This is a genomic window from Serpentinimonas barnesii (genome assembly GCF_000696225.1).
Lineage (GTDB): Bacteria > Pseudomonadota > Gammaproteobacteria > Burkholderiales > Burkholderiaceae_C > Serpentinimonas > Serpentinimonas barnesii.
Genome location: NZ_BAWN01000003.1, coordinates 37,858 through 60,181, shown reverse-complemented (window position 1 = coordinate 60,181; position 22,324 = coordinate 37,858). Strand labels below are relative to the sequence as shown.

The 22,324-nt window shown below is 66.5% G+C and carries 22 protein-coding genes and 4 tRNA genes; 21 read left to right on the top strand and 5 right to left on the bottom strand.

Annotated features, from left to right (window positions below; genetic code table 11):
• Nucleotides 1-85: 85 nt before the first annotated feature.
• From SRAH_RS00710 to plsY, 8 genes are all read left to right on the top strand, one after another.
• Nucleotides 86-1,090, top strand: coding sequence for an RluA family pseudouridine synthase (locus tag SRAH_RS00710; protein ID WP_045475650.1), 1,005 nt, complete (start codon nt 86-88; stop codon nt 1,088-1,090).
• A gap of 45 nt (nt 1,091-1,135) precedes the next feature.
• Nucleotides 1,136-1,432 carry an H-NS histone family protein gene (locus SRAH_RS00705; RefSeq protein ID WP_029461440.1) on the top strand — a complete coding sequence of 99 codons (297 nt, stop codon included), beginning with the start codon at nt 1,136-1,138 and terminating at the stop codon, nt 1,430-1,432.
• A gap of 175 nt (nt 1,433-1,607) precedes the next feature.
• Complete coding sequence (locus SRAH_RS00700; RefSeq protein ID WP_029461439.1) at nt 1,608-2,267, top strand: HAD family hydrolase; 660 nt, start codon at nt 1,608-1,610, stop codon at nt 2,265-2,267.
• Nucleotides 2,268-2,294: 27 nt separating this feature from the next.
• On the top strand, nt 2,295-3,245 hold the full coding sequence (gene ylqF, locus SRAH_RS00695) for a ribosome biogenesis GTPase YlqF (RefSeq protein ID WP_029461438.1): 951 nt from the start codon (nt 2,295-2,297) through the stop codon (nt 3,243-3,245).
• Nucleotides 3,246-3,252: 7 nt separating this feature from the next.
• Nucleotides 3,253-3,867 carry a hypothetical protein gene (locus SRAH_RS00690; protein ID WP_029461437.1) on the top strand — a complete coding sequence of 205 codons (615 nt, stop codon included), beginning with the start codon at nt 3,253-3,255 and terminating at the stop codon, nt 3,865-3,867.
• Nucleotides 3,868-3,923: 56 nt separating this feature from the next.
• Nucleotides 3,924-4,016 (top strand) — tRNA-Leu (locus SRAH_RS00685).
• A gap of 29 nt (nt 4,017-4,045) precedes the next feature.
• A complete protein-coding gene (locus SRAH_RS00680; protein ID WP_029461436.1) occupies nt 4,046-5,116 on the top strand; it encodes an aldo/keto reductase in 1,071 nt (356 codons plus the stop codon).
• Nucleotides 5,117-5,135: 19 nt separating this feature from the next.
• Nucleotides 5,136-5,768 carry a glycerol-3-phosphate 1-O-acyltransferase PlsY gene (gene plsY / locus SRAH_RS00675; RefSeq protein ID WP_029461435.1) on the top strand — a complete coding sequence of 211 codons (633 nt, stop codon included), beginning with the start codon at nt 5,136-5,138 and terminating at the stop codon, nt 5,766-5,768.
• A gap of 32 nt (nt 5,769-5,800) precedes the next feature.
• On the opposite strand, the gene SRAH_RS00670 is transcribed toward plsY, so the two are convergent.
• Together SRAH_RS00670 and SRAH_RS00665 are read right to left on the bottom strand one after the other, a co-directional pair.
• Nucleotides 5,801-6,748 (bottom strand): HD-GYP domain-containing protein, encoded by a 948-nt coding sequence (locus SRAH_RS00670; protein WP_029461434.1) that lies wholly within the window; start codon nt 6,746-6,748, stop codon nt 5,801-5,803.
• Nucleotides 6,749-6,764: 16 nt separating this feature from the next.
• The gene (locus tag SRAH_RS00665) at nt 6,765-7,250 is read right to left on the bottom strand and encodes a YajQ family cyclic di-GMP-binding protein (protein ID WP_029461433.1); all 486 of its coding nucleotides are present in this window, start codon (nt 7,248-7,250) and stop codon (nt 6,765-6,767) included.
• A 38-nt stretch (nt 7,251-7,288) separates the two neighbouring features.
• Between SRAH_RS00665 and murB the strand changes: the two genes are divergently transcribed.
• The 3 genes from murB to pcaF all read left to right on the top strand — a co-directional run bounded on the left by murB (nt 7,289) and on the right by pcaF (nt 11,120).
• A complete protein-coding gene (murB, locus tag SRAH_RS00660) occupies nt 7,289-8,341 on the top strand; it encodes a UDP-N-acetylmuramate dehydrogenase (protein WP_029461432.1) in 1,053 nt (350 codons plus the stop codon).
• A gap of 66 nt (nt 8,342-8,407) precedes the next feature.
• Nucleotides 8,408-9,739: an MFS transporter gene (locus tag SRAH_RS00655; RefSeq protein WP_082209989.1), complete on the top strand. Its 1,332-nt coding sequence runs from the start codon at nt 8,408-8,410 to the stop codon at nt 9,737-9,739.
• Nucleotides 9,740-9,917: 178 nt separating this feature from the next.
• Entirely contained in the window at nt 9,918-11,120 is a 1,203-nt protein-coding gene (pcaF, locus tag SRAH_RS00650; RefSeq protein ID WP_029461430.1) for a 3-oxoadipyl-CoA thiolase, read from the top strand.
• Nucleotides 11,121-11,177: 57 nt separating this feature from the next.
• On the opposite strand, the gene argG is transcribed toward pcaF, so the two are convergent.
• Together argG and ppnP are read right to left on the bottom strand one after the other, a co-directional pair.
• On the bottom strand, nt 11,178-12,506 hold the full coding sequence (argG, locus tag SRAH_RS00645; protein WP_029461429.1) for an argininosuccinate synthase: 1,329 nt from the start codon (nt 12,504-12,506) through the stop codon (nt 11,178-11,180).
• A 45-nt stretch (nt 12,507-12,551) separates the two neighbouring features.
• A complete protein-coding gene (gene ppnP / locus SRAH_RS00640) occupies nt 12,552-12,872 on the bottom strand; it encodes a pyrimidine/purine nucleoside phosphorylase (protein WP_029461428.1) in 321 nt (106 codons plus the stop codon).
• A gap of 228 nt (nt 12,873-13,100) precedes the next feature.
• Between ppnP and folC the strand changes: the two genes are divergently transcribed.
• The 9 genes from folC (at nt 13,101) to SRAH_RS00595 (ending at nt 20,451) form a co-directional block, all read left to right on the top strand.
• On the top strand, nt 13,101-14,456 hold the full coding sequence (gene folC, locus SRAH_RS00635; RefSeq protein WP_045475646.1) for a bifunctional tetrahydrofolate synthase/dihydrofolate synthase: 1,356 nt from the start codon (nt 13,101-13,103) through the stop codon (nt 14,454-14,456).
• A gap of 80 nt (nt 14,457-14,536) precedes the next feature.
• Nucleotides 14,537-15,283, top strand: coding sequence for an SPOR domain-containing protein (locus SRAH_RS00630; protein ID WP_029461426.1), 747 nt, complete (start codon nt 14,537-14,539; stop codon nt 15,281-15,283).
• A 3-nt stretch (nt 15,284-15,286) separates the two neighbouring features.
• Nucleotides 15,287-15,772 (top strand): CvpA family protein, encoded by a 486-nt coding sequence (locus tag SRAH_RS00625; RefSeq protein ID WP_029461425.1) that lies wholly within the window; start codon nt 15,287-15,289, stop codon nt 15,770-15,772.
• A 19-nt stretch (nt 15,773-15,791) separates the two neighbouring features.
• Nucleotides 15,792-17,297 carry an amidophosphoribosyltransferase gene (gene purF / locus SRAH_RS00620; protein ID WP_029461424.1) on the top strand — a complete coding sequence of 502 codons (1,506 nt, stop codon included), beginning with the start codon at nt 15,792-15,794 and terminating at the stop codon, nt 17,295-17,297.
• Nucleotides 17,298-17,324: 27 nt separating this feature from the next.
• On the top strand, nt 17,325-18,557 hold the full coding sequence (locus SRAH_RS00615; protein ID WP_029461423.1) for an O-succinylhomoserine sulfhydrylase: 1,233 nt from the start codon (nt 17,325-17,327) through the stop codon (nt 18,555-18,557).
• A 39-nt stretch (nt 18,558-18,596) separates the two neighbouring features.
• The gene (gene gltX / locus SRAH_RS00610) at nt 18,597-20,081 is read left to right on the top strand and encodes a glutamate--tRNA ligase (RefSeq protein ID WP_029461422.1); all 1,485 of its coding nucleotides are present in this window, start codon (nt 18,597-18,599) and stop codon (nt 20,079-20,081) included.
• 89 nt (nt 20,082-20,170) lie between these two features.
• Nucleotides 20,171-20,246 (top strand) — tRNA-Ala (locus SRAH_RS00605).
• Between the two features lie 45 nt (nt 20,247-20,291).
• Nucleotides 20,292-20,367, top strand: a tRNA-Glu gene (locus SRAH_RS00600).
• Between the two features lie 7 nt (nt 20,368-20,374).
• Nucleotides 20,375-20,451, top strand: a tRNA-Asp gene (locus tag SRAH_RS00595).
• Nucleotides 20,452-20,547: 96 nt separating this feature from the next.
• Here the strand turns inward: SRAH_RS00595 and SRAH_RS00590 are convergent.
• Complete coding sequence (locus tag SRAH_RS00590) at nt 20,548-21,237, bottom strand: VIT1/CCC1 transporter family protein (protein WP_029461421.1); 690 nt, start codon at nt 21,235-21,237, stop codon at nt 20,548-20,550.
• A gap of 219 nt (nt 21,238-21,456) precedes the next feature.
• On the opposite strand from SRAH_RS00590, the gene SRAH_RS00585 reads away from it, so the two are divergent.
• Entirely contained in the window at nt 21,457-22,155 is a 699-nt protein-coding gene (locus tag SRAH_RS00585; protein WP_029461420.1) for a DUF4197 domain-containing protein, read from the top strand.
• Nucleotides 22,156-22,324 lie beyond the last annotated feature (169 nt).

Genomic DNA, 22,324 nt, shown 5'->3' with positions numbered 1-22,324 from the left:
TGTTACCGAGTCGGGGGCGGCGGCGCGTGCCCTTAAAATCGTAAGCTGATTCCAAGGCTGCTCAAACACCAAACCATCGACTCTGGTGACAACCATTATAAACAATTCCAGTGCTGGCGTGCGCCAGCTTGTGGTCGATGCCGAATCCGACGGCCAGCGGCTCGACAACTACCTGCTGCGCGAGCTCAAAGGCGCGCCCAAAAGCCTGATCTACCGCGTCATACGCTCTGGTGAGGTGCGGCGCAACAAGGGCCGGGTGCAGGCCGACAGCCGGGTTGCGACGGGCGACGTGCTGCGCATACCGCCGCTGCGCTTGCCCGTGAGCGCCGGCGCGCAGGCCGACGGGCCAAGCGCCGCGCCGCCGCGCGAGTTCCCCGTGCTCTTCGAGGACGACGCCCTGTTGGCCATCGACAAGCCCGCCGGGGTGGCGGTGCACGGTGGCAGCGGGGTTTCGTTTGGCGTGATCGAGCAGTTGCGCCGGGCCCGGCCCCAGGCGCCGCTGCTGGAGTTGGTGCACCGGCTGGACCGCGACACCAGCGGCATTTTGCTGGTGGCCAAAAAACGCAGTGTGCTGCGCACGTTGCAAGACCAATTGCGCCAACGCAGCATGGGCAAAACCTATTTGGCCCTGGTCAAGGGGGTCTGGCCGGACCGGCTCAAGGTGCTCGACTGGCCCTTGCACAAGTATTTGCTGCCCGATGGCGAGCGCCGGGTGCGCGTCACCGACGAGCACGACCCGCAGGGCATGCGCTCGATCAGCTTGGTGCGCGTGCTCGGGCAGTTGGCTTTGGGCGACACCGATGACACGGGCGCGGCGCAAATGGCGACGCTGCTGGCCGTGACGATTAAAACCGGGCGCACGCACCAGATTCGGGTCCATTTGTCGCACGCCGGGCACCCGATCGCGGGCGATGACAAATACGGTGACTTTGGCTGGAACCGCGCCTTGCAAAAACTCGGTGGCAAGCGCATGTTTTTGCACGCCTGGCAATTGCGTTTCGCGCACCCTTTGCACGGGCAGGAGTTGCAACTGCAAGCGGCTTTGCCACGCGATTTGTTGGATTGGACCGATTGCCAGCGCTTTTTGTGATTACAATCGAGGCTCTTGTTAACTTTCCGTTAAAGGAACCCCGATATGGCAACCTACGCCGAACTCAAAGCCCAAGCCGAAGCCCTGCTGCTGCAAGCCGAACAGGTGCGCAAGCAGGAATTGGCCAATGTTATTGTGGGCATCAAGGCCACCATGAAAGAGCACGGCATTACGCTCGAAGACTTGGGCGCTGCCGTGCGCAAAGCCGGTGCGCGCGCCAAAGCCCCGGCCAAATTCAAAGGCCCCAACGGCGAAACCTGGTCTGGCGGGCCGGGGCGCAAGCCCGAGTGGGTGCGGGCCCTGCAAGCCGAGGGCAAAAACATCGAAAACTACCGCATTTGAGCGCGCGGCTGCGCTGGCGCAGCCGTTCTGCGATAATGCGCGGCGTGCCGCAGCTTGCCTTCGGGCGCGCTGCGCGCTGCCGATTCAAAGGGCGCGCGCTGCGCCCTTTGTCGTTGCGGCGCCGTTTGCAGTCGCGCCCCTCCGGTTTGCCCGCCCCTTTTTTCTTTTCCGTCCCATGCGCCCGCGTCAATTCGACCTCATCGCCTTCGACTGGGACGGCACCCTGTTCGATTCCACCGCGCAGATCGTGCGCGCGATCCAGGCTGCGGTGAGCGACGTCGGCGGCCGGGTGCCCAGCGACGAGCAGGCCGCTTGGGTGATCGGCATGGGCCTGATGCAGGCGCTGGCGCATGTCGCGCCCGATGTGCCTCCCGAGCGCTACCCCCTGTTGGGCCAGCGCTACCAGCAGCATTACCTGGCGCAGCAGCACGAGCTGACCTTGTTTGATGGGGTGCTGGCGCTGCTGGCCGAATTGCGCCAGCGCCAGCACCTGCTGGTGGTGGCCACGGGAAAAAGCCGCCGTGGCCTCGACGAAGCGTTGCAATCGGTGCAGTTGCAAGGGGTGTTCGATGGCTCGCGCACCGCCGACGAAACCGCCGGCAAGCCGCACCCCCTGATGCTGCACGAGCTCATGCAAACTTTTGACACCGCCCCCGAGCGCACGCTCATGATCGGCGACACCACGCACGATTTGCAAATGGCGCGCAACGCCGGCTGCGCCAGTGTGGGCGTGAGCTACGGCGCCCACGACCATGCGCATTTCGAGGCCCTGCAGCCCCTGCACGTGGCGCATTCGGTGGCCGAGCTGCGCGCTTGGTTGGCCGCGCACGCCTAAACCTTCGCGCACCAGAAAGAACACGATATGGCGGTGCAATGGTTTCCCGGGCACATGCACGCGACGCAAAAAGCGATCGCCGAGCGCCTCAAGTCCATCGACGTGGTGATCGAGCTGCTCGATGCGCGGTTGCCGGGCTCAAGCGCCAACCCAATGCTGGCGCGCCTGATTGGCCCCAAGCCGACGCTGAAAATTCTCAACAAGCAGGACTTGGCCGACCCAGCCCTGACGCAAGCTTGGTTGGAACATTACAACGCCCAGCCACGCACGCGCGCCATTGGCCTCGATGCCGGCATGGCCGGGCCGGCGCGCGCCCTGATCGGCGCTTGCCACGAGCTGGCACCCAGGCGCGGCGGGCTAGCCAAGCCCATGCGGGTGCTCATCGGCGGCATCCCCAATGTGGGCAAATCGACCCTCATCAACACCTTGGTGGGCAAGCGCGCCACCCGTGTTGCCGACGAAGCTGGGGTTACGCGGGCGGAGCAGCGCATTTTGCTGGCCGACGATTTTTACCTCTACGACACCCCGGGCGTGCTGTGGCCCAAGATCATCGTGCCCGAAAGCGGCTATCTGTTGGCCGCCAGCGGGGCGGTGGGGCGCAACGCCTACGACGAAGAAAGCGTGGCGTTGGAACTGCTGCTGCGGCTGCGCCAGCCCTACGCCGCGTTGCTGCAGGCGCGCTACCAACTGCCGCTGTCGGTGCAGCAGATTGCCGCCTTGCCCGAAGACGCGCTGCTGCAAGCCATCGGCCAGCGCCGGGGCTGCCTGCTTCCCGGCGGGCGCCTGAACACCCAAAAAGCCGCCGAGGTGCTGTTGAGCGATTTTCGCAGCGCCGCCTTGGGGCCCATCACGCTCGAATCGCCGCAGCAATTTGCCCAGTGGCTGCACGCGGCCCAGCAAGTTGAGGCCGAGCGCGCCGCCGAACGCGCTGCGGCCCGCTTGGCCAAACCCCCATTGGTCCGCGCCACCCACGACTGAGCCCCCCATGGACGCTTTTCTGATTGCTTTCTTGTTGGGACTGGGCTACTTCACGCTCAAAGGCCGCAGCGAGCGCGCGCGCATCGCCTTGCTGGGCAGCCACTTGCGCCGCTACCAGATCGAAAAGCTGATGGAGCAACTCAACCACGGCTACTTGCGCGCCCTGGGTGAACCCGAGGCCGAGCGCCGCGCCCCGATGTGGGCCGCGTTGGGCGAGGCCGAGGCGCAACTGGCGCAGCAGTTGAGCGACTTTGCCGCCGACATGAGCCGCTTGCCGCCCGAGCAAACCCGCCTTTGTCGCTTTAGTTTGCCCATGATCGAGCGCTGGCTGCCCCAGTCTACGCTCGATTTGCGCGCCGTCTTGCGCGTGCACGCCGACGCCATGCAAGCCGCCGTGGCCAACCACGGGCAGCGCAGCGCCAAGGTGCGCGCCCACACCCTGCTGGCCGAGCTGATGCTGTTTCAGCACACCTGCCACTGGTTTTGCAAGTCGCGCACCGTGGCCTCGATCCGCCTGCTGGCGCGCCACCGCACCGCCTACGAGCAGGTGCTCGATGCCATCGCCCCCGCGACCCGGCACGCCTATCTGGCGCTGGTCAAGGGGAGTCCGCGCGCGGCTTGAAGACTCGGATGCCTCCTGCCGGGTCGCCTTGCCGGGCGCTAGAATCGTTCGCTTGCGCCCCGATGGTGAAACAGGTAGACACAGCGGACTTAAAATCCGCCGCTTGCTGCATAAGCGGCGTGCCGGTTCGATTCCGGCTCGGGGCACCACATCGGTGTGGGCAGTTCATGGAGTTTGCATGTCAGCCATAAAAATTGTCCCCCTCGGCCAAAGCGGCCTACACGTGCCCGCGATTGGCCTGGGCACCATGACCTTTGGCGAGCAAGTTGGTCCGGCCGAAGCCTTTGCCATCATGGACCGGTCGCTTGAGCGCGGCGTCAACTTCTTTGACACCGCCGAAATGTATTCGGTGCCCCCGCGCGCCGAAACCTTTGGCGCCACCGAGCGCATCATCGGCCAATGGCTGGCGGCGCGCCCCGGGGTGCGCCAGCGCCTGCTGCTGGCCACCAAAGTGGCCGGGCCTGCGCGCGGCATGAGCTGGATTCGGGGCGAGCACACCGGACTGACGGCGCCCGAGATCGTGGCTGCTTGCGAAGACAGCCTGCGCCGCCTGGGTACCGATGTCATCGACCTGTATCAGATCCACTGGCCGGCGCGCAACGTGCCGATGTTTGGCACGCTCTACTACGAGCCAGCCCGGGATCGGCCCTGCCCCTCGATCTTGGAGCAGTTGCAGGCGCTGGCGCAACTGGTGCAGCAAGGCAAGGTGCGCGCCATTGGCTTGTCCAACGAAACCCCCTACGGTGTGCACGAGTTCGTGCGCCTAGCCGAGCAGCACGGCCTGCCGCGCGTGGCGAGCGTGCAAAACCCCTATTGCCTGATCAACCGCAGCGTGGAAAATGGGCTCGACGAAACCCTGCACCGGCTCGGGGTGGGCTTGCTGGCGTATTCGCCGCTGGGTTTTGGCCTGCTCACCGGCAAGTACGACGCCAGCGGCTTTGAGGGTGTCGACCCTTCGGTGGGTCGCATGGCGCGCTTTGCCAGCATGCGCCAGCAGCGCTGGGGCCGTGCCGCCGCGCTGGAGGCGGCGCGGCGCTACAACGCCTTGGCGCGCGAACACGGCCTCGACCCAAGCCAAATGGCGCTGGCCTTTTGCTACACCAAGTGGCAGGTGGCCAGCACCTTGATCGGGGTTACGTCGGTGGCGCAGCTCGATGCCTGCCTAAACGCCTGGGGCACGCAGTTGCCAGCCCCGTTGCTGGCGGCGATCGACGCCGTTCGCCTGCAGATGCGCGACCCGGCGCAGTAATGCGCGACAGGAACACCCGATGATGACCGATTGGCTCTGGTTGCCAGCGCTCGTGCTGGCCTATTTGATGGGCTCTTTGTCTTTTGCCGTGCTCGTGAGCCGGCTTATGGGCCTGAGCGACCCACGCACCTACGGCAGCCAAAACCCGGGCGCCACCAACGTGCTGCGCTCGGGCAACAAGGTGGCTGCAGCCCTGACGCTGTTGCTCGACGCCTTCAAGGGCTGGTTGCCGGTGTGGCTGGTGCTGCAGTGGGGGCCGCAGCTCGGCTTGGGCTGGAACACCGTGGCGCTGGTGGGTTTGGCGGCTTTTCTTGGGCACTTGTACCCGGTTTTTCTGCGTTTTCAGGGGGGCAAGGGCGTGGCCACCGCCGCTGGCGTGCTGCTGGCCTTCGAGCCATGGCTGGGTGTGGCGGTGCTGGGGGCGTGGGTGCTCACGCTGGTGGGCCTGCGTTACTCGTCCTTGGCAGCCATTGTGGCGGCGTTGACGGCGCCGCTGCTGTACTGGCTGGGGGGCACCACCTTGTGGCAGGTGCAACCGGCGGTGGGCATTGCCATCACCGCCATGAGCGCGCTGCTGCTGTGGCGCCACTCGGGCAACATCCAGCGCCTGTTGGCGGGGCAAGAGAGCAAAGTGGGCAGCAAAAAAAGCTAGGCCCGCGCAGCCCACCCGGCTGCCGCCCCCGCCTAGTGCGCCAGCGCGATGCGAGACAGGTGCAGCAGCCTGGCGTGGTTGAGCCGCACCCGCACCGTTTGCGCCACCAAAGCGGCGGCAATGCCGCAGCCATCAAGGCGGGTGTCGATGAGCGTGGGGTCGGCCAGCGCGGCCCCGCTGGCATCGAGCACACCCGCCACCCAGGGCGCATCCGGCCGATCGGTGCGGCGCAGCACCACGGCGGTGGATTCGTCTTCGAGGCGCACAAAGCTGCCGGGCGGGCAAATGCCGACTGTGCGCAGCAGGGCGTGACCGATGGCGTTGACCGCCCCCGAAGCATGGGCGACCACGGCCTGCCGACCCGAGTCGGTGACGCAGCGCCCGGCACGGGTTTCGCGCGGGCTGATCTGCGCCGCGTAGCGGTCCACCGCTTGCAGCAAGCGGGTTGGGGTGTCGAGATCGTCTTGGAGTTCGTGGTGCAGCTCCACCGTGTGCAACCAGTCGGCATCGGTGACGCCGAGCTCGCGCAACCACTGGGCGCTGCGGGCGGCGTGGGTCTCGATGGCGGCGCGCTGCTCGGCGCTGGGTTCGCGGGGCTGCTCGGCCAAGGTGTTTTGCAGCTGCGTCATGGCGATGTTCATGGTCAGGGCGGCGTGTGCCAGGCTGAGCTGCTGTGCGGGCGGGCAATCGAGCACCGGAGCCACCAAGCGCGACAAGGCCCAGCACACCAGCGCGTGCGAGCTGCTGTAGCCGATGCTGGTGCTGGCAGCGAGTTGCAGCAGCCAGTACAGGCTGGCATCGGGGTCGAGCTGCAACAGGCTGTGGGCCTGCTTTTGCAGCGTCTGCAAGCGGGCGCAAAAATTGCTGTCGGCGTGTGGGTGCAGCAGCAGGCGCGCCAGATCGGTTTCGAGGTCGGACCAGCGCTGCGTCCAATCGCGCATCAGGGCGTAGGCGGGGTCGGGCGCAGCGGCAAAGGTCATGGGGCTGAAACCGCGTTCAGTCGCGAAAATTATTAAACGACAAGGGCAAATCGGGCAGCGCTTGGCGGATCAGGGCCATGCCAGCCTGCAAGTCGTCGCGCTTGGCGCCGCTGACGCGCACCGCCTCGCCCTGGATGGCAGCCTGCAGTTTGAGCTTGCTGCCCTTGATGGCTTGCTGGATTTTTTTGCCGTCTTCGCTGGCAATGCCTTCGCGCACCTTGAGGACTTGGCGCACCTTGTCACCCCCGGTTTTTTCGATTTTACCGGCATCGAGGAAGCGCACATCGACGCTGCGCTTGCTCAGCTTGGCGCGCAGGATGTCGTCGACTTGGCCGATCTGGAAATCGCTGTCGGCGGTCAGGAAAATTTCCTTGTCTTTGAGCTCGACGGCGGCGGCGCTGCCCTTGAAGTCAAAGCGGGTGCCGATTTCTTTGCTGGTTTGCTCGAGCGCGTTTTTGATTTCAACCAGATTGGGTTCGAGGACGGTGTCGAAGGAGGGCATGGGCGAGGTTTTCAGTGCGGGAGTGCGACAATCCCCGCATGTTAGTCGAGAAAAGCGTGGCCTTGCAGCCCTACAACACATTTGGCATCGCAGCGCGGGCGCAGCGCCTGCTGCGCGTGCGCAAGGCCGACTTGCTACCCGACCTGATCGGCCAGCCCGGCTGGCGCCCCGATCAGGTGCGCGTGCTCGGGGGCGGCAGCAACATCGTGCTCACGGGCGACGTCGAACGCCTGGTGCTCAAGGTCGAAATGCAGGGGCGGCGCTTGCTGCGCGAAACCGAGGCCGGCTATCTGGTGGAGGCCGAAGCGGGCGAGGACTGGCACGATTTTGTGGCTTGGACGCTGGACCGCGGCTGGCCGGGGCTGGAAAACCTGGCGCTGATTCCCGGCAGCGTGGGCGCATCGCCAGTACAAAACATCGGCGCCTACGGGCTGGAGCTGCAAGACCGCTTTCATTCGCTCGATGCGGTCGATCTGCACAGCGGGCAGGTGTTCAGCCTCGATGCGGCGCAGTGCGGCTTTGGCTACCGCGACTCGGTGTTCAAACACCAGCGCGCCGGGGAGCAGGGCTATGGGCTGGCCGGGCGGGCGCTGATCACGCGCGTGCGCTTTTGGCTGCCCCGGCGCTGGCAGCCGGTGCTGGGCTACGCGGATTTGGAGCGCAAAGCGGCCGAGGCGGGCTTGGCGCAGCCCACGGCGCGGCAGATTTTTGATTGGGTGTGCCAAATCCGCCGCGCCAAGCTGCCCGATCCGGCCGAAATCGGCAACGCCGGCAGTTTTTTCAAAAATCCGCTGGTCAGCCCCGAGCAGTGCGCCGACATCATCGCGCGCGACCCGACCCTGGTGCACTACCCGCTGCCCGATGGGCGCATCAAGCTCGCAGCGGGTTGGCTGATCGAGGCCTGCGGCTGGAAGGGCAAAACCATGGGCCATGCGGGGGTGTATGAAAAGCAGGCGCTGGTGTTGGTCAACCGCAGCGACGCCCAGCACCCGTGCAGCGGCGCCGAGGTGATGACGCTGGCCGCAGCCATTCAAACCAGCGTCTATGAGCGCTTTGGCATTCGGCTGGAAATCGAGCCCGTGCTGTGGTAGGGGCCGGCTGGGGCCGTTCGTGACGCTGTCTGCGTGGTTTCATGGGCGCCGGTTAACATGGCAAAGATGAATTCCAGTCTGCCACCCGAACCCCTTCAGCCGCCCCCCGCAGCACCGCTCGGATTGGGCCCGGTGCTGCGCCCCGGCGTGCGCCGCCGCGAGGCCCTGGGCTGGGCAATGTTCGACTTCGCCAATTCGGGCTACACCACGGTGGTGATCACGGCCATCTACGGGGCTTATTTCGTCGCGGTCGTCGCCGGCGGCACCACCTGGGCCACGCTGGCTTGGACCGCAGCCCTGGCCTTTTCCAACCTGCTGGTGCTGCTGAGCGCCCCGGTGCTGGGCGCTTGGGCGGATGTGCACGCGGGCAAGAAGCGGCTGGCGGCCCTGACCACGGTGGGTTGCGTGCTCACCACCGCGGCGCTGGGCTGGATCGGGCCGGGCAGCGTGGTGCTGGCCTTGGCGCTGCTGGTGCTGTCGAATGCGTTTTTTAGCACCGGCGGCAATCTGGTGGCGGCCTTTTTGCCCGAACTGGCGCGGCCGCAGCGCTTGGGCACGCTGTCGGGCTGGGGCTGGGGGCTGGGTTATGTGGGGGGCTTGCTGTGCCTGGCGCTGTGTCTGGCCTACATCCATTGGGCGCAGGCGCGCGGGCACACGGCCTCTGAGTTTGTGCCGGTCACGCTGCTCATCACGGCGGCGCTGTTTGCGCTCACCGCGCTGCCGTTTTTCTTCTGGGTGCGCGAGCGCGCGCTGCCGCAACCCAAGTCAGCGGTTTCGGCCTGGGCGCAGGTGGCCAAAACCTGGCGCGAAGCGGCCCGCTTCCAAGACATGCGCCGCTTCCTCATCTGCATCGTTTTTTACCAGGCCGGCATCATGACCGTGATCGCCCTGGCCGCCATCTACGCCCAAGAGGTGATGGGTTTTGACACCGCGCAAACGGTGATGATGATTTTTGTCGTCAACATCACCGCCGCCATCGGGGCGCTGGGTTTTGGCTACCTGCAAGACCGCATCGGGCCGGTGCGCGGCATTGCGCTCACGCTGCTGGGCTGGATCGCCATGGTGCTGGTGGCCTGGTCGAGCGAGAGCGCGGCCAGCTTTTGGCTTGCGGCCAATCTGGCCGGGCTGTGCTTGGGGGCGAGCCAGTCGGCCGGGCGCGCGCTGGTGGGCTACTTGGCACCCGATGCCCAGCGCGCCGAGTTTTTTGGGCTCTGGGGGCTGGCGGTGATGCTGGCCTCCATCGTCGGCCCGCTCACCTACGGGCTGGTGACTTGGCTCACCGGTGGCGACCACCGCAGCGCCATGCTGGTGACCGGCCTGTATTTCGTGCTGGGGCTGCTGTTGCTGCGCGGGGTAAACGCCGAGCGCGGCTACCGGGCGGCGCAGGCGGTGCTCTGAGGGGCCGTGTTTTGATGGCGATGGGCTGCACAAGCTTATAGCTGCCCTTGCAGCTCTAGGCCGATGCTTGGGTGCCGGTGCCTGAATTCGATCAGACAATGCGACATCAGCCCTTGCCCAAAGCCGGTGCCCTCGCCGCGCTGGCCCCGTTAACTGTTCCCCCCACCCGGAGCCCCCCATGAACCCAGCCTTTATCTGCGACGCCATCCGCACCCCCTTTGGCCGCTACGGCGGTGCGCTGTCCAGCGTGCGCACCGACGACCTTGGCGCCATTCCCTTGAAGGCGCTGATGGCGCGCAACCCGCAAGTGGACTGGGCCGCCGTGGCCGACGTGATTTACGGCTGCGCCAACCAAGCCGGTGAAGACAACCGCAACGTGGCCCACATGAGCAGCCTGCTGGCTGGCCTGCCGCTGCAAGTGCCCGGTGTCACCGTCAACCGCCTGTGTGGCTCGGGCTTGGACGCCATCGGCACCGCCGCGCGCGCCATCAAGGCCGGTGAAGCGGGCCTGATGATCGCGGGCGGGGTCGAGAGCATGAGCCGCGCGCCTTTCGTCATGCCAAAGGCCGAGTCGGCCTTCAGCCGCAACCACGCGGTGTACGACACCACCATCGGCTGGCGCTTCATCAACCCGCTCATGAAAGCGCAGTACGGCGTCGATTCCATGCCCGAAACGGCTGAAAACGTGGCCACCGATTTCAAGATCGAGCGCCAAGCGCAGGACCTCATGGCCCTCAACAGCCAGATGCGCGCCGTGGCCGCCATTGAGGCCGGCTATTTGGCGCGCGAAATCTGCCCCGTCACCCTGCCGCAAAAGAAGGGCGATCCGGTGCGGGTCAGCGCCGACGAACACCCGCGCAAGACCAGCCTGGAAGCGCTGGCCCAGCTCAAGGGCGTGGTGCGGCCCGACGGCTGCGTGACCGCTGGCAACGCCTCGGGCGTTAACGACGGCGCTTGTGCGCTGCTTCTGGCCGACGAGGCCAGCGCCGCCAAAAACGGTCTCATCCCCAAGGCCCGCGTAGTCGGCATGGCCACGGCCGGCGTGGCGCCGCGCATCATGGGCATCGGCCCGGTGCCCGCCACGCAAAAGGTGCTGGCCCAAACCGGCCTGGCGCTGGCGCAGATGGACGTGATCGAGTTGAACGAGGCGTTTGCCGCCCAAGGCCTGGCCGTGCTGCGCCTGCTCGGACTAAACGACGACGATGCCCGCGTCAACGCCTGGGGCGGCGCGATTGCCTTGGGCCACCCGCTGGGCGCCAGCGGTGCCCGCTTGGCCACCACCGCCATCAACCGCCTGCACCACAGCGGCGGCCGCTACGCGCTGTGCACCATGTGCATCGGTGTCGGACAAGGCATTGCGCTGGTGCTGGAGCGCGTTTGAAGCCTGATAGCGGCTGCTCCACCGTGAACAGTCGGGGCAGCCGCTACGAGTGTGCCTTCAGCGCCCTAGGCGCAAAAAGTCCGCCCCCTGGCCCAGCGCCAGCAAGCCGGTTTCGGAGTAGATGCCGAGCTTGGCGCGGGTGTCGGTGATGTCGAGGTTGCGCATGGTCAACTGGCCGATGCGGTCGGCGGGGCTGAACGGCGCGTCTTCCACTTTTTCCATGCTCAGGCGCTCGGGCGCGTAGCTCAGGTTGGGGCTTTCGGTGTGCAGGATCGAGTAGTCGTTGCCCCGGCGCAGCTCCAGCGTGACGCTGCCGCTGATCGGGCGCGCCACCCAGCGCTGCGCCGCTTCGCGCAGCATGATGGCCTGCGGGTCGAACCAGCGCCCCTGGTAGAGCAGACGGCCGAGCTTGCGCCCGTTGTCGCGGTACTGCTCGATCGTGTCTTCGTTGTGGATGCCGCTGAGCAGGCGCTCGTAAGTGATGAACAGCAGCGCCATGCCGGGGGCTTCGTAAATGCCACGGCTCTTGGCTTCGATGATGCGGTTTTCGATCTGGTCGCTCATGCCCAGCCCGTGGCGGCCACCGATGGTGTTGGCCTGCTCGAACAGCGCCACCAGCGAGTCGAAGCGCTGGCCGTTGAGGGCCACCGGCACGCCTTCTTCGAAGGTGACGCTCACTTCTTCGGCCTTGACGGCGCAGTCTTCGCGCCAGAACGGCACGCCCATGATCGGGTTCACGATCCGAATGCCTGCGCTGAGCTGCTCCAAGTCTTTGGCCTCGTGCGTGGCACCGAGCAGGTTGCTGTCGGTGCTGTAGGCTTTTTCTACGCTCATTTTGTAGTCGAAGCCGTGCGCGATCAGGAACTCGCTCATCTCGGTGCGGCCGCCGAGCTCGTCGATGAAGCGCTGGTCCAGCCAGGGCTTGTAGATTTTCAGCGCCGGGTTGGTGAGCAGGCCGTAGCGGTAGAAGCGCTCGATGTCGTTGCCCTTGAAGGTGCTGCCGTCGCCCCAGATGTGCACCTCGTCGGCCTTCATGGCCGCGACCAGCAGGGTGCCGGTGACGGCGCGCCCCAGCGGCGTGGTGTTGAAGTAGGTGTTGCCGGCGGTGCTGATGTGAAAGGCCCCGGCTTGCAGCGCCGCCAGGCCTTCGGCCACCAGTTGGGCGCGGCAGTCGATCAGGCGCGCCGCCTGGGCCCCGTAGGCCAGCGCCTTGCGCGGAATGGCCTCGTAGTCGGTTTCGTCGGGCTGGCCCAGGTTGGCGGTGTAGGCGTAGGGCAGGGCGCCCTTGAGCTGCATCCACAACAGGGCGGCGGAGGTGTCGAGTCCGCCCGAAAAGGCGATGCCGACCTTCTGGCCGACGGGCAGGGATTGCAGGATGGTGGGCATGGTGCGGGGGTCTGGTGTGGTGAGGGGGTGCAGCGCTTGGGCGCTTCAGGCAAAGTGGCAGATGTAGTGGTAGGGCTGGCCGCTGACGCGAATCTGGAAGCTCGATTGCGCCGGCACCGCGAAGCGCTCCCCGGCTTGGGACGGCAACCAGGTGTTGCTGCCCGCGAGCAGGTATTCGCAGGCACCGCCCACGCACTCCATGACTTCGGCCGCGCCGGTGTTGAAGGTGAGGGTGGCGGGCAGGATCACGCCGATCGATTTTTTGCTGCCATCGGGCAGGGTGAGGCTGTGGCTGATGCACTTGCCGTCAAAATAAACGTTGGCCTGGGTTTTGACGGTCACGCCGTCGAGTTGGGTGGTGCTCATGGGGGTGCAGGGTGGTTGGGCTGTTGGGGGTTGCCAGAGCGCGGATCGATCCGAAGGGGCTGCTGGAACCTCTGCGCGTGTGCTTGATTCTAGTGGAGCAAGGGCAGGCGCTAGGCGTCAGGCGCTGGGTCTTGTGCGTGGCTGCACCAGCCTTGCGCGACAATCCCATCCATCGTGTGGCCTTAGCCCCAGCGCCACGCCCCTCGATCCTTTGCCCAAACGCCACCCATGACCGACTCCCAACTCAGCCCCCCCATCCCGCAGCCCGCAACCCTTGAAGGCTGGTTGGCCCACTGCGAGCGCCTGCACCCCAAAGGCATCGACATGGGCCTGGAGCGCGTGCGCGCCGTGCTGCAGCGCATGAACGGCGGGCGCGGCATCGTGCTGCCGTGCCCGCTCATCACGGTGGCGGGCACCAACGGCAAGGGCTCGACCTGCGCCATGCTGGAGTCGATCTACCGCCACGCCGGCTACCGCACCGGGCTCTACACCTCGCCGCACCTGGTGCGCTTCGAGGAACGCGCCCAGGTGCGCGGCGAGCCGGTGCAAGCCGCGGTGCTGGCGGCGGCGTTTGCCGAAGTCGAGCGCGCGCGCTTGGGGCGCGGCGGGCAGCCCGAGCTAACCCTTACCTACTTCGAGTTCAGCACGCTGGCCATTGTGCAGGCGCTGGTGGCGGCGCAGCCCGAGGTGCTGGTGCTCGAAATCGGCATGGGTGGGCGGCTGGATGCGGTCAATCTGTGGGATGCCGACTGCGCCATCATCACCAGCATCGACCTCGACCACATGGAGTTTCTGGGGCCCAACCGCGAAGCCATCGGGATCGAAAAAGCCGGCGTGATGCGCAGCGGCCGCCCGGTGGTGGTGAGCGACCCGCTGCCGCCGCAGAGTGTGCTGGCGCGGGCGCACGAAATTGGCGCCGAGCCGTGCCGGATTGGGGTGGATTTTCAGTTCAGCGGCGACCGCCAGCAGTGGAACTGGAGCGGGCGCAGCAAGCGCTACAGCGGCCTGGCCTATCCGGCGCTGCGTGGGGCCAACCAGTTGCAAAACGCAGCCGGGGCGCTGGCGGCCATCGAGGCCCTGCACCCGCGCCTGCCGGTCACGGCGCAGGCGGTGCGCAACGGGCTGGCGCTGGTGCAGTGGCCGGGGCGCTTCCAGATCGTGCCGGGGCAGCCCACGCTGGTGCTGGATGTGGCGCACAACCCGCATTCGGTGGCGGCGCTGGTGCAAAACCTCGACGCCCAAGGCTACTTCCCGCGCACCCACGCGGTGTTTGGGGCCATGGCCGACAAAGACCTGGCCCCGATGCTGGAGCGCGCCGGCGCGCTGGTGGACTGCTGGTATTTCACCGACTTGCCCGGCACGCGCGCCGCCAAGGCGGCCGATTTGCTGGCGCAGTGGCAGGCGCTGCCGCAGCGCCCGGGCCAGAGTGCCAGCGCCTACCCCGACGCGCTGGCGGCGCTGGCGGCGGCGCACGCTGGAGCCGACCCGGCTGATAGAATCGTGATCTTCGGGTCTTTCCTGACGGTGGGGGCGGTGCTGGAGCACGGTGTGCCGCGTTTGGCGGCCCCGCACCTGCCGACTTGAACGGTAGACCAGCCATTTCTTCGGGCCGGCTGGGCGCGATGGAACCCGATTTTTTGCAACCCACGGTGTAACAGCGGCCCATGTTCAAACTGCGTTCAGGCGGCAGCGGAGCCAGCGCCCCGACCCCGCCGACCACCATCGAGACCTTGCGCCGGCGCTCGCGCCAGCGCCTGATTGGGGCCAGTGTGCTGGTGCTGGCCGGCGTCATCGGGCTGCCCCTGCTGTTTGACACCCAGCCGCGCCCGGTGCCGGTGGACATCGCCATCGAAATACCGGATCGGCAGATGGGGGAGCCCTTGCCTGTGCAGCCGCCTGCGCCCGCTCCGGCTCCCGCCGTCGAACCCGCTCAACCCCCTGCGGCCGCCGCCACGCCAGCGGCACCCCTAGCCAGTGCCCCTGCCAGTGCCCCCGTTGCGGCCAGCGCACCGGCGACACCCAGCAGTCCGGCCATGCCAGCGGCGGCGCCTGCACCCGTGGCCCCGGTCCGTCCAGCCGCTCCCGCTACCCCTGCCACACCGGCTGTCCCTCCCGCACCCGCAGCGCCCACCGATGCCTCCCGCGCCCAAGCCATCTTAGAAGGGCGCGCCCCTGCGGCAGCGCAGCGCTTGGTGGTGCAAGTGGGGGCCTTCGAAGACCCGGCCCGGGTGCGCGAGGTGCGCCAGCGCCTGGAGCGCGCCGGTTTGGTCACCTACACCCAAGTGGCCCAAACTTCCGACGGCCCGCGCACCCGCGTGCGGCTGGGGCCCTTCGACAGCCGCGCCGCAGCCGAGCGCGCCGCCGAACGGGTGCGCCAGCTTGGCTTGCAGGCCTCCATCCTCACGCTATGAGCGATGGCCGCAGTCGATATTTTTTTGCTGCTGCTGCTGCTGGCTTCGATGCTGATCGGGGCTTGGCGTGGGCTGGTGTACGAGGTGTTGTCGCTCTCGGCTTGGGTGGCGGCCTTTTTTCTGGCGCAGTGGTGGGCCGACGAAGCCGCCGCCTGGTTGCCGCTGGCCGAGCTCGATCCGCCCTTGCCCTTTGCGATCGGATTTGCGCTGGTGTTTATCGCCACCGTGTTTGTCGGCGGATTTCTGGCTTGGCTGATCAAAAAAGGCGTCGAGCAGGTGGGCTTGCGCCCGGTCGATCGCACCCTCGGGGCCGGCTTTGGGCTGCTGCGCGGCCTGGTTATTTTGTTGGCGCTCACCCTTTTGCTGCACCTGACTCCGCTGCACCAGCACCCGGCGTGGCAGCAGTCGGTCGGGGCCGCTTGGCTTTACTCTGGCTTGGCTGCCCTCGAAGGCCTGATGCCGGCGTGGCTGGCGGCCCATTTCCCTTGATAAAAACAGGACTCGTCGTATGTGTGGAATCGTAGGCGTTGCCAGCACGGCACCGGTCAATCAGTTGCTCTATGACGCCTTGCTGCTGCTGCAGCACCGTGGCCAGGACGCGGCCGGCATCGTCACCGAGCAAGAGCGCAAGTTCTTCATGCACAAGGCCAAGGGCATGGTGCGCGACGTGTTTCGCACGCGCAATATGCGCGCCCTGCCGGGCAACCACGGCCTGGGGCAGGTGCGCTACCCCACGGCGGGCAATGCCTATAGCGAGGAAGAGGCGCAGCCCTTTTACGTCAACGCGCCCTTTGGCATCGTGATGGCGCACAACGGCAACCTGACCAACGCGCAGGCCTTGCGGCGCGACATGGTGGAGCGCAACCACCGCCACATCAACACCGACAGCGACTCCGAGGTGTTGCTCAACGTGCTGGCGCACGAGATTGGCCGCGCCGGCCAGCACGGCGCCTGGAGCACCGAGGCCCTGTTCGCAGCGGTGGCCGCCACGCATTTGCGCCTGCAGGGCTCGTACGCGGTGGTCGCGCTCATTGCCGGGCACGGCCTGCTGGCCTTTCGCGACCCCTACGGCATCCGGCCGCTGTGCATCGGGCGCGGCAAAGACGGCACTGTGATGGTGGCCAGCGAGTCGGTGGCGCTCGAAGGCACCGGACACGATTTTTTGCGCGACATCGCGCCCGGCGAGGCGGTGTTCATCGGTACCGATGGCCAGATCCAGTCGCGCCAGTGCGCCGCCCAGCCGCGCCACTACCCCTGCGTGTTCGAGTACGTCTATCTGGCCCGGCCCGACTCCACGCTCGACGGCATCTCGGTCTATCAGGCCCGGCTCAACATGGGGCAGACGCTGGCCGATCGCCTGCGGCTGCAGGTGCCGCTGGACGAAATCGATGTGGTGATCCCGATCCCCGAATCGAGCCGACCGGCCGCTACCCAGTTGGCGCAGTTGCTGGGCAAACCCTACCGCGAAGGCTTTGTGAAGAACCGCTACGTGGGGCGCACCTTCATCATGCCGGGGCAGGCGGTGCGCAAAAAATCGGTGCGGCAAAAGCTCAACGTGATCGGCAGCGAGTTCAAGGGCCGGCGCGTGCTGCTGGTCGATGACTCGATCGTGCGCGGCACCACCAGCCGCGAAATCGTGCAGATGGCGCGCGAAGCCGGGGCCACCAAGGTCTATATGGCCAGCGCCGCGCCGCCGGTGATGTTCCCCAATGTGTACGGCATCGACATGCCCACGCGCGACGAGCTGGTGGCCTGCGGGCGCACGCTCGAAGAAGTGCGCCAGAGCATCGGCTGCGACGCCCTGATCTACCAAAGTGTGGAGGACATGAAGCGCGCCGTCGGTTCGCTCAACCCGGCGCTCGATGGCTTTGAGGCCTCCTGCTTCGACGGCGTGTACGTGACGGGCGACATCAGCAGCGAAGACGTCGGGCGCCTGCACGCCCAGCGCAACGGCGCCGAAGAAGACGATGCCTGCAGCTCGCGGCTGGCGCTGCCCAATTCCACCGACGCCTAAAAGCCGAAACGCCCAGTGAGCCGCCCCATGAGCCGACCCACGACCGACCCATCCCCACCCGCTGCGCTGCACCGCGACACGCTGGCGCTGCGCATGGCGGTCGAGCGCAGCCAGCACGGCGAGCACTCGGAAGCGCTGTATTTGAGCAGCGGCTTCGTGCAGCCCAGCGCCGCCGCCGCCGCGCGCCGCTTTGCCGGCGAAGAGGAGGGCTACACCTACGGCCGCACGGGCAACCCGACCGTGACCAGCTTCGAGCAGCGCCTGGCCGCGCTCGAAGGCAGCCAAGCGGCGCTGGCCACTGCTTCCGGCATGGCGGCCTTCACGCTGGTCTGCTTTGCCTTGCTCAAGGCGGGCGACCACGTGGTCTATTCGCAGTCCATGTTTGGCTCCACCCTCAAGCTGATCGGGGCCGAGTTTGCGCGCTTTGGCGTGTCCTCCACCTGCGTGCCGCAAACCGATCTGGCGGCCTGGCGCCACGCCATGCGGCCCGAAACCCGCTTGCTGCTGGCCGAAACCCCCACCAACCCGCTCACCGAGGTGTGCGACATCGCCGCCCTGGCCGATCTGGCGCACCAGGCCGGGGCCTGGCTGGCGGTGGACAATTGCCTGGCCACCCCGGCGCTGCAGCGCCCGCTCGAATTCGGGGCCGACATCGTGCTGCACTCGGGCACCAAATACCTCGACGGCCAAGGCCGCGTCATGGCCGGTGCGGTCTGCGCCAGCGCCGATCTGATCCACCAGCGCCTGCTGCCGGTGCAAAAAAACACTGGCATGGTGCTCTCGCCCTTCAACGCCTGGGTGGTGCTCAAGGGCCTGGAAACCCTGAGTCTGCGCCTGCGGGCACAAAGCGCGCAAGCGCTGGCGCTGGCGCAATGGCTGCAAGCGCACCCCGCCGTGGCGCGGGTGCATTACCCCGGCTTGCCCACGCACCCACAGCACGCCTTGGCCATGCGCCAGATGGACGGCTGCGGCGGCGCGGTGCTCTCATTCGAGCTGCACGCTGGCAGCGCCGAGCAGGCGCGTGCGCGCGCCTTTCACGTGCTCGACAGCTTGCAAGTGCTCTCGCTGTGCACCAACCTGGGCGACACCAAAACCCTGTGCGCGCACCCGGCCAGCACCTCGCACGGCAAGCTCAGCGAAGCGCAGCGCCAGGCCGCTGGCATAGGCCAAGGGCTGATCCGTGTTGCCGTGGGCCTGGAGCACCTGCCCGACATCCAGGCCGATTTGTTGCGCGGCCTCGACACTCTCGATGTCCTCTGATGCCGTTCACACCCCCTGACACCCCCAGCCGCTGACCCCATGACGACCACCGACACCGAGCAGCGCGGCACCTCGCCCCGCATCCGCACCCGCTTTGCCCCATCACCCACCGGCTTCATCCACCTGGGTAACATCCGCTCCGCGATCTACCCTTGGGCCTTTGCCCGTGCCCACGGCGGCGATTTCATCCTGCGCATCGAAGACACCGACCAGGAGCGCTCTACCCAAGCGGCGGTTGATGTGATCTTGCAAGGCATGGACTGGCTGGGGCTGGACTTCGACGAAGGCCCCTACTACCAGATGCAGCGCATGGCGCGCTACCAAGCGGTGCTGGCCCAGATGCTGGAGCGCGGCTTGGCCTACCCCTGCTATATGAGCGTGGCCGAGCTCGACGCGTTGCGCGAGCGCCAGCAGGCCAACAAAGAAAAACCGCGCTACGACGGCACCTGGCGGCCCGAGCCCGGCAAGGCTTTGCCGCCCATTCCCGAGGGCGTGCAGCCGGTGCTGCGCTTCAAAAACCCGCAAGGCGGCGTGGTGGCCTGGGACGACAAGGTCAAGGGCCGCATCGAGATCGCCAACGCCGAACTCGACGACCTCGTGATTGCCCGCCCGGCCCCGGCCATTTCGGCAGGTGAGGAGGGCGCAGCGGGTCAGGCGGGTGAGGCGGCCAGCGGGCGCATTGGCGTGCCGACCTACAACTTTTGCGTGGTCGTCGATGACATCGACATGCGCATCACGCACGTGATACGCGGCGACGACCACATCAACAACACCCCGCGCCAGATCAACATCCTGCGCGCCCTCGGGCACGAGCCACCGGTCTATGCGCACCTGCCCACCGTGCTCAACGAGCAGGGCGAGAAGATGAGCAAGCGCAACGGCGCCAAGCCGGTGACGCAGTACCGCGACGAAGGCTACCTGCCCGATGCCCTGCTCAACTACCTGGCGCGGCTGGGCTGGAGCCACGGCGACGACGAAATCTTTAGCCGCCAGCAGTTTTTGCAGTGGTTCGACCTCGACCACCTCGGGCGCAGCGCGGCGCAGTTCGACGAAGCCAAGCTGCGTTGGGTCAACGCCCAGCACCTCAAGGCACTGCCCGACTCCGACCTAGCCCCGCTGGTGGCCGAGCAACTGGGGCGGCGCGGCTTGCAGGCCGACGAGCGCCTGCCCGCCATCTGCGCCCTGTTCAAAGACCGCTGCGACACCACCGTGGCGCTGGCCGACTGGGCCGCCCTGTTTTACCGCGACGCCGACGTGCCGGCCGACGCCCTGACCGAGCACGGCGTGGCGGCGCAGCGGCCGGCGCTGGCGGCCTTGGCCGAGGCGCTGGCGCAGTGCGAGTGGAGCCGCACCGGCATCGCGGCCGCGCTTAAAAGCGTGCTGGCGGCACAGGGCATCAAAATGCCGCAACTGGCCATACCCGTGCGCGTGCTGCTCATGGGCACCCCCAACACGCCCTCGCTCGACGCCGTGCTGGCATTGCAGCTGCGCGAAAAAGTTTTGCGCGCCTTGCAAAAGGCCTAAAAACCTGTCTATAATTCGAGTCTTGCTGATGCACATCGGGAAGAGCGATAAGCGAAGTTCGGTGTGCAGCGGTTGCAGTTTCTCCACATGGGGGTATAGCTCAGCTGGGAGAGCGCTTGCATGGCATGCAAGAGGTCAGCGGTTCGATCCCGCTTACCTCCACCAAGGCGAGCTGCAACAGGCAAGTGCAAGCAGAAGTTTTCTAGGTTTGACCCTATCGTCTAGAGGCCTAGGACATCACCCTTTCACGGTGAGTACCGGGGTTCGAATCCCCGTAGGGTCGCCAACCGCACGGAGCGGTAGTTCAGTTGGTTAGAATACCGGCCTGTCACGCCGGGGGTCGCGGGTTCGAGCCCCGTCCGCTCCGCCAGTATCGTAAATATTCAAAAACCGCAATGCGTTTAGCTTGCGGTTTTTTGTTTTTTGCGCCTGATCAGCGCCGGTCGGCGCCAGCGCAACCAGACAATCAAACCGCCAACCCAAAAAGCGCGCCCACCCCAGCGGTCAAGGCCATGGCCAAGGCGCCCCAAAACGTGACGCGAGAGGCGGCAACCAGCACCGGGGCACCGCCTGCCTTGGCGGACAGCGAACCCAACAGAGCAAGAAACACCAACGAAGCGCCCGCAACAGCCCACATCAGCGCCGCAGTCGGAAACAGCATGACGATCAGCAGTGGTAGGGCCGCGCCTGCCGAAAATGCGCCGACGCTAGCCAGCGCGGCCTGAATCGGACGCGCCGCCATGGTGGCGGTGATGCCCAACTCATCGCGCGCGTGCGCACCCAGCGCATCATGCCGCATCAACTGACTGGCCACGGTGGTGGCCAGTGCCGGGTCTAGCCCGCGCTTGACGTAAATCGCCGCCAGCTCCGCTTGTTCTTGTTCGGGGCCGGCAGCCAATTCTCGGCTCTCGCGGGCCAGTTCCGCGCGTTCGGTATCGGCCTGTGAACTGACCGAAACGTACTCACCGGCAGCCATCGACAAGGCCCCAGCGACGAGGCCCGCAACGCCCGTGAGCATGATGGCCCGTGAATCAGCCCCCGCAGCAGCCACGCCCAAGACCAGGCTGGCGGTCGAGACGATGCCGTCATTGGCGCCAAGCACCGCCGCCCGAAGCCAGCCGATCCGCCCCGTCCTGTGTCTCTCGGCATGCCTCATGTGGTGTTCCTTTGACGGCGCTTGTCCGGGGTGCGGCAATTGTGTGAAATTTTACAGATTTGCACGATTTTAGAGGGTGTTTTTGCAAGGTCTTGACATGCGCTGGGTTGCCGCTACCATCAACGCAGCAAGCAGGGCGCGGGTTGGAGGCGCCGGTGGCAAGCAAGCCCCCCCGGGCAACCGTCCCACAGCCCCCCTGACGCGACAAGAGGAACGTCCATGCCCAACAATCCGATCCTGAATCGACGGCAGATCGTGCTGTTGCTGTCTTTGGTGCCCCTATCAAACCTCCAGGCGCAGGGGCAGCGGCTGTCTGCAGCAGATGCCAGCGCGGGTCTGCGCGCAGCGCTGGAGCGTGGCGCCGAGTCGGCGGTGCGTTTGCTGGGTCGGCCCGATGGCTTTCTGGGCAATCCGAAGGTTCGGATACCCCTTCCGGGGGCGCTGAACGACCTTGCTGATCTGCTGCGGCGCATGGGGCAGGGCGGCCGTGTGGACGCACTTGAAACGGCGATGAACCGGGCGGCTGAGCAAGCGACGCCGGAAGCGCGCAATCTTTTGCTGCAGGCCATACGCACGATGACCATCGACGACGCGAGACGGATTCTGACAGGCGGTGATACCGCCGCCACGAATTTTTTCTCCGAGCGCACCCGCGCGCCCCTGAGCACCCGGTTCCTGCCGATTGTGACGCGCGCCACGGAACGGGTCGAACTGGCGCAGCGATACAACGACGTCGCAGGCCGTGCCGCGCGCTTTGGTCTGGTCAGGCCACAAGATGCGAATCTGCAGCAATACGTGACCGACCGGGCGCTAGACGGCATTTATCTCACGATAGGCGAAGAAGAGCGCAAAATACGCCAAGACCCAGTGGGTACGGGGAGCCAAATCCTGCAACGCGTGTTTGGGGGTTTGCGTTAAAGCGGGCTGAGCCGCAGGCCGGCGCATCACCCGCCGGCCGGACGTCTTGACTCGCTTGAGTGCGCCCAAGGCAATGAGTGAATCCAGTTCCTTGAAACCCTAGAGCGTGAGGAGGGCGATGTGCATGGGCGGGGGGCGGTTTTACGTGAGGCGCCTGGCGTTGAGGTTA

What these genes read in the sequence shown, in the direction of transcription:
- SRAH_RS00705 (WP_029461440.1), top strand. Translation starts at nt 1,136, where the DNA reads ATGGCAACCTACGCCGAACTCAAAGCCCAAGCCGAAGCCCTGCTGCTG.
- SRAH_RS00700 (WP_029461439.1), top strand. Translation starts at nt 1,608, where the DNA reads ATGCGCCCGCGTCAATTCGACCTCATCGCCTTCGACTGGGACGGCACC.
- ylqF (WP_029461438.1), top strand. Translation starts at nt 2,295, where the DNA reads ATGGCGGTGCAATGGTTTCCCGGGCACATGCACGCGACGCAAAAAGCG.
- SRAH_RS00690 (WP_029461437.1), top strand. Translation starts at nt 3,253, where the DNA reads ATGGACGCTTTTCTGATTGCTTTCTTGTTGGGACTGGGCTACTTCACG.
- SRAH_RS00680 (WP_029461436.1), top strand. Translation starts at nt 4,046, where the DNA reads ATGTCAGCCATAAAAATTGTCCCCCTCGGCCAAAGCGGCCTACACGTG.
- plsY (WP_029461435.1), top strand. Translation starts at nt 5,136, where the DNA reads ATGATGACCGATTGGCTCTGGTTGCCAGCGCTCGTGCTGGCCTATTTG.
- SRAH_RS00670 (WP_029461434.1), bottom strand. Translation starts at nt 6,748, where the DNA reads ATGACCTTTGCCGCTGCGCCCGACCCCGCCTACGCCCTGATGCGCGAT.
- SRAH_RS00665 (WP_029461433.1), bottom strand. Translation starts at nt 7,250, where the DNA reads ATGCCCTCCTTCGACACCGTCCTCGAACCCAATCTGGTTGAAATCAAA.
- murB (WP_029461432.1), top strand. Translation starts at nt 7,289, where the DNA reads ATGTTAGTCGAGAAAAGCGTGGCCTTGCAGCCCTACAACACATTTGGC.
- SRAH_RS00655 (WP_082209989.1), top strand. Translation starts at nt 8,408, where the DNA reads ATGAATTCCAGTCTGCCACCCGAACCCCTTCAGCCGCCCCCCGCAGCA.
- pcaF (WP_029461430.1), top strand. Translation starts at nt 9,918, where the DNA reads ATGAACCCAGCCTTTATCTGCGACGCCATCCGCACCCCCTTTGGCCGC.
- argG (WP_029461429.1), bottom strand. Translation starts at nt 12,506, where the DNA reads ATGCCCACCATCCTGCAATCCCTGCCCGTCGGCCAGAAGGTCGGCATC.
- ppnP (WP_029461428.1), bottom strand. Translation starts at nt 12,872, where the DNA reads ATGAGCACCACCCAACTCGACGGCGTGACCGTCAAAACCCAGGCCAAC.
- folC (WP_045475646.1), top strand. Translation starts at nt 13,101, where the DNA reads ATGACCGACTCCCAACTCAGCCCCCCCATCCCGCAGCCCGCAACCCTT.
- SRAH_RS00630 (WP_029461426.1), top strand. Translation starts at nt 14,537, where the DNA reads ATGTTCAAACTGCGTTCAGGCGGCAGCGGAGCCAGCGCCCCGACCCCG.
- SRAH_RS00625 (WP_029461425.1), top strand. Translation starts at nt 15,287, where the DNA reads ATGGCCGCAGTCGATATTTTTTTGCTGCTGCTGCTGCTGGCTTCGATG.
- purF (WP_029461424.1), top strand. Translation starts at nt 15,792, where the DNA reads ATGTGTGGAATCGTAGGCGTTGCCAGCACGGCACCGGTCAATCAGTTG.
- SRAH_RS00615 (WP_029461423.1), top strand. Translation starts at nt 17,325, where the DNA reads ATGAGCCGACCCACGACCGACCCATCCCCACCCGCTGCGCTGCACCGC.
- gltX (WP_029461422.1), top strand. Translation starts at nt 18,597, where the DNA reads ATGACGACCACCGACACCGAGCAGCGCGGCACCTCGCCCCGCATCCGC.
- SRAH_RS00590 (WP_029461421.1), bottom strand. Translation starts at nt 21,237, where the DNA reads ATGAGGCATGCCGAGAGACACAGGACGGGGCGGATCGGCTGGCTTCGG.
- SRAH_RS00585 (WP_029461420.1), top strand. Translation starts at nt 21,457, where the DNA reads ATGCCCAACAATCCGATCCTGAATCGACGGCAGATCGTGCTGTTGCTG.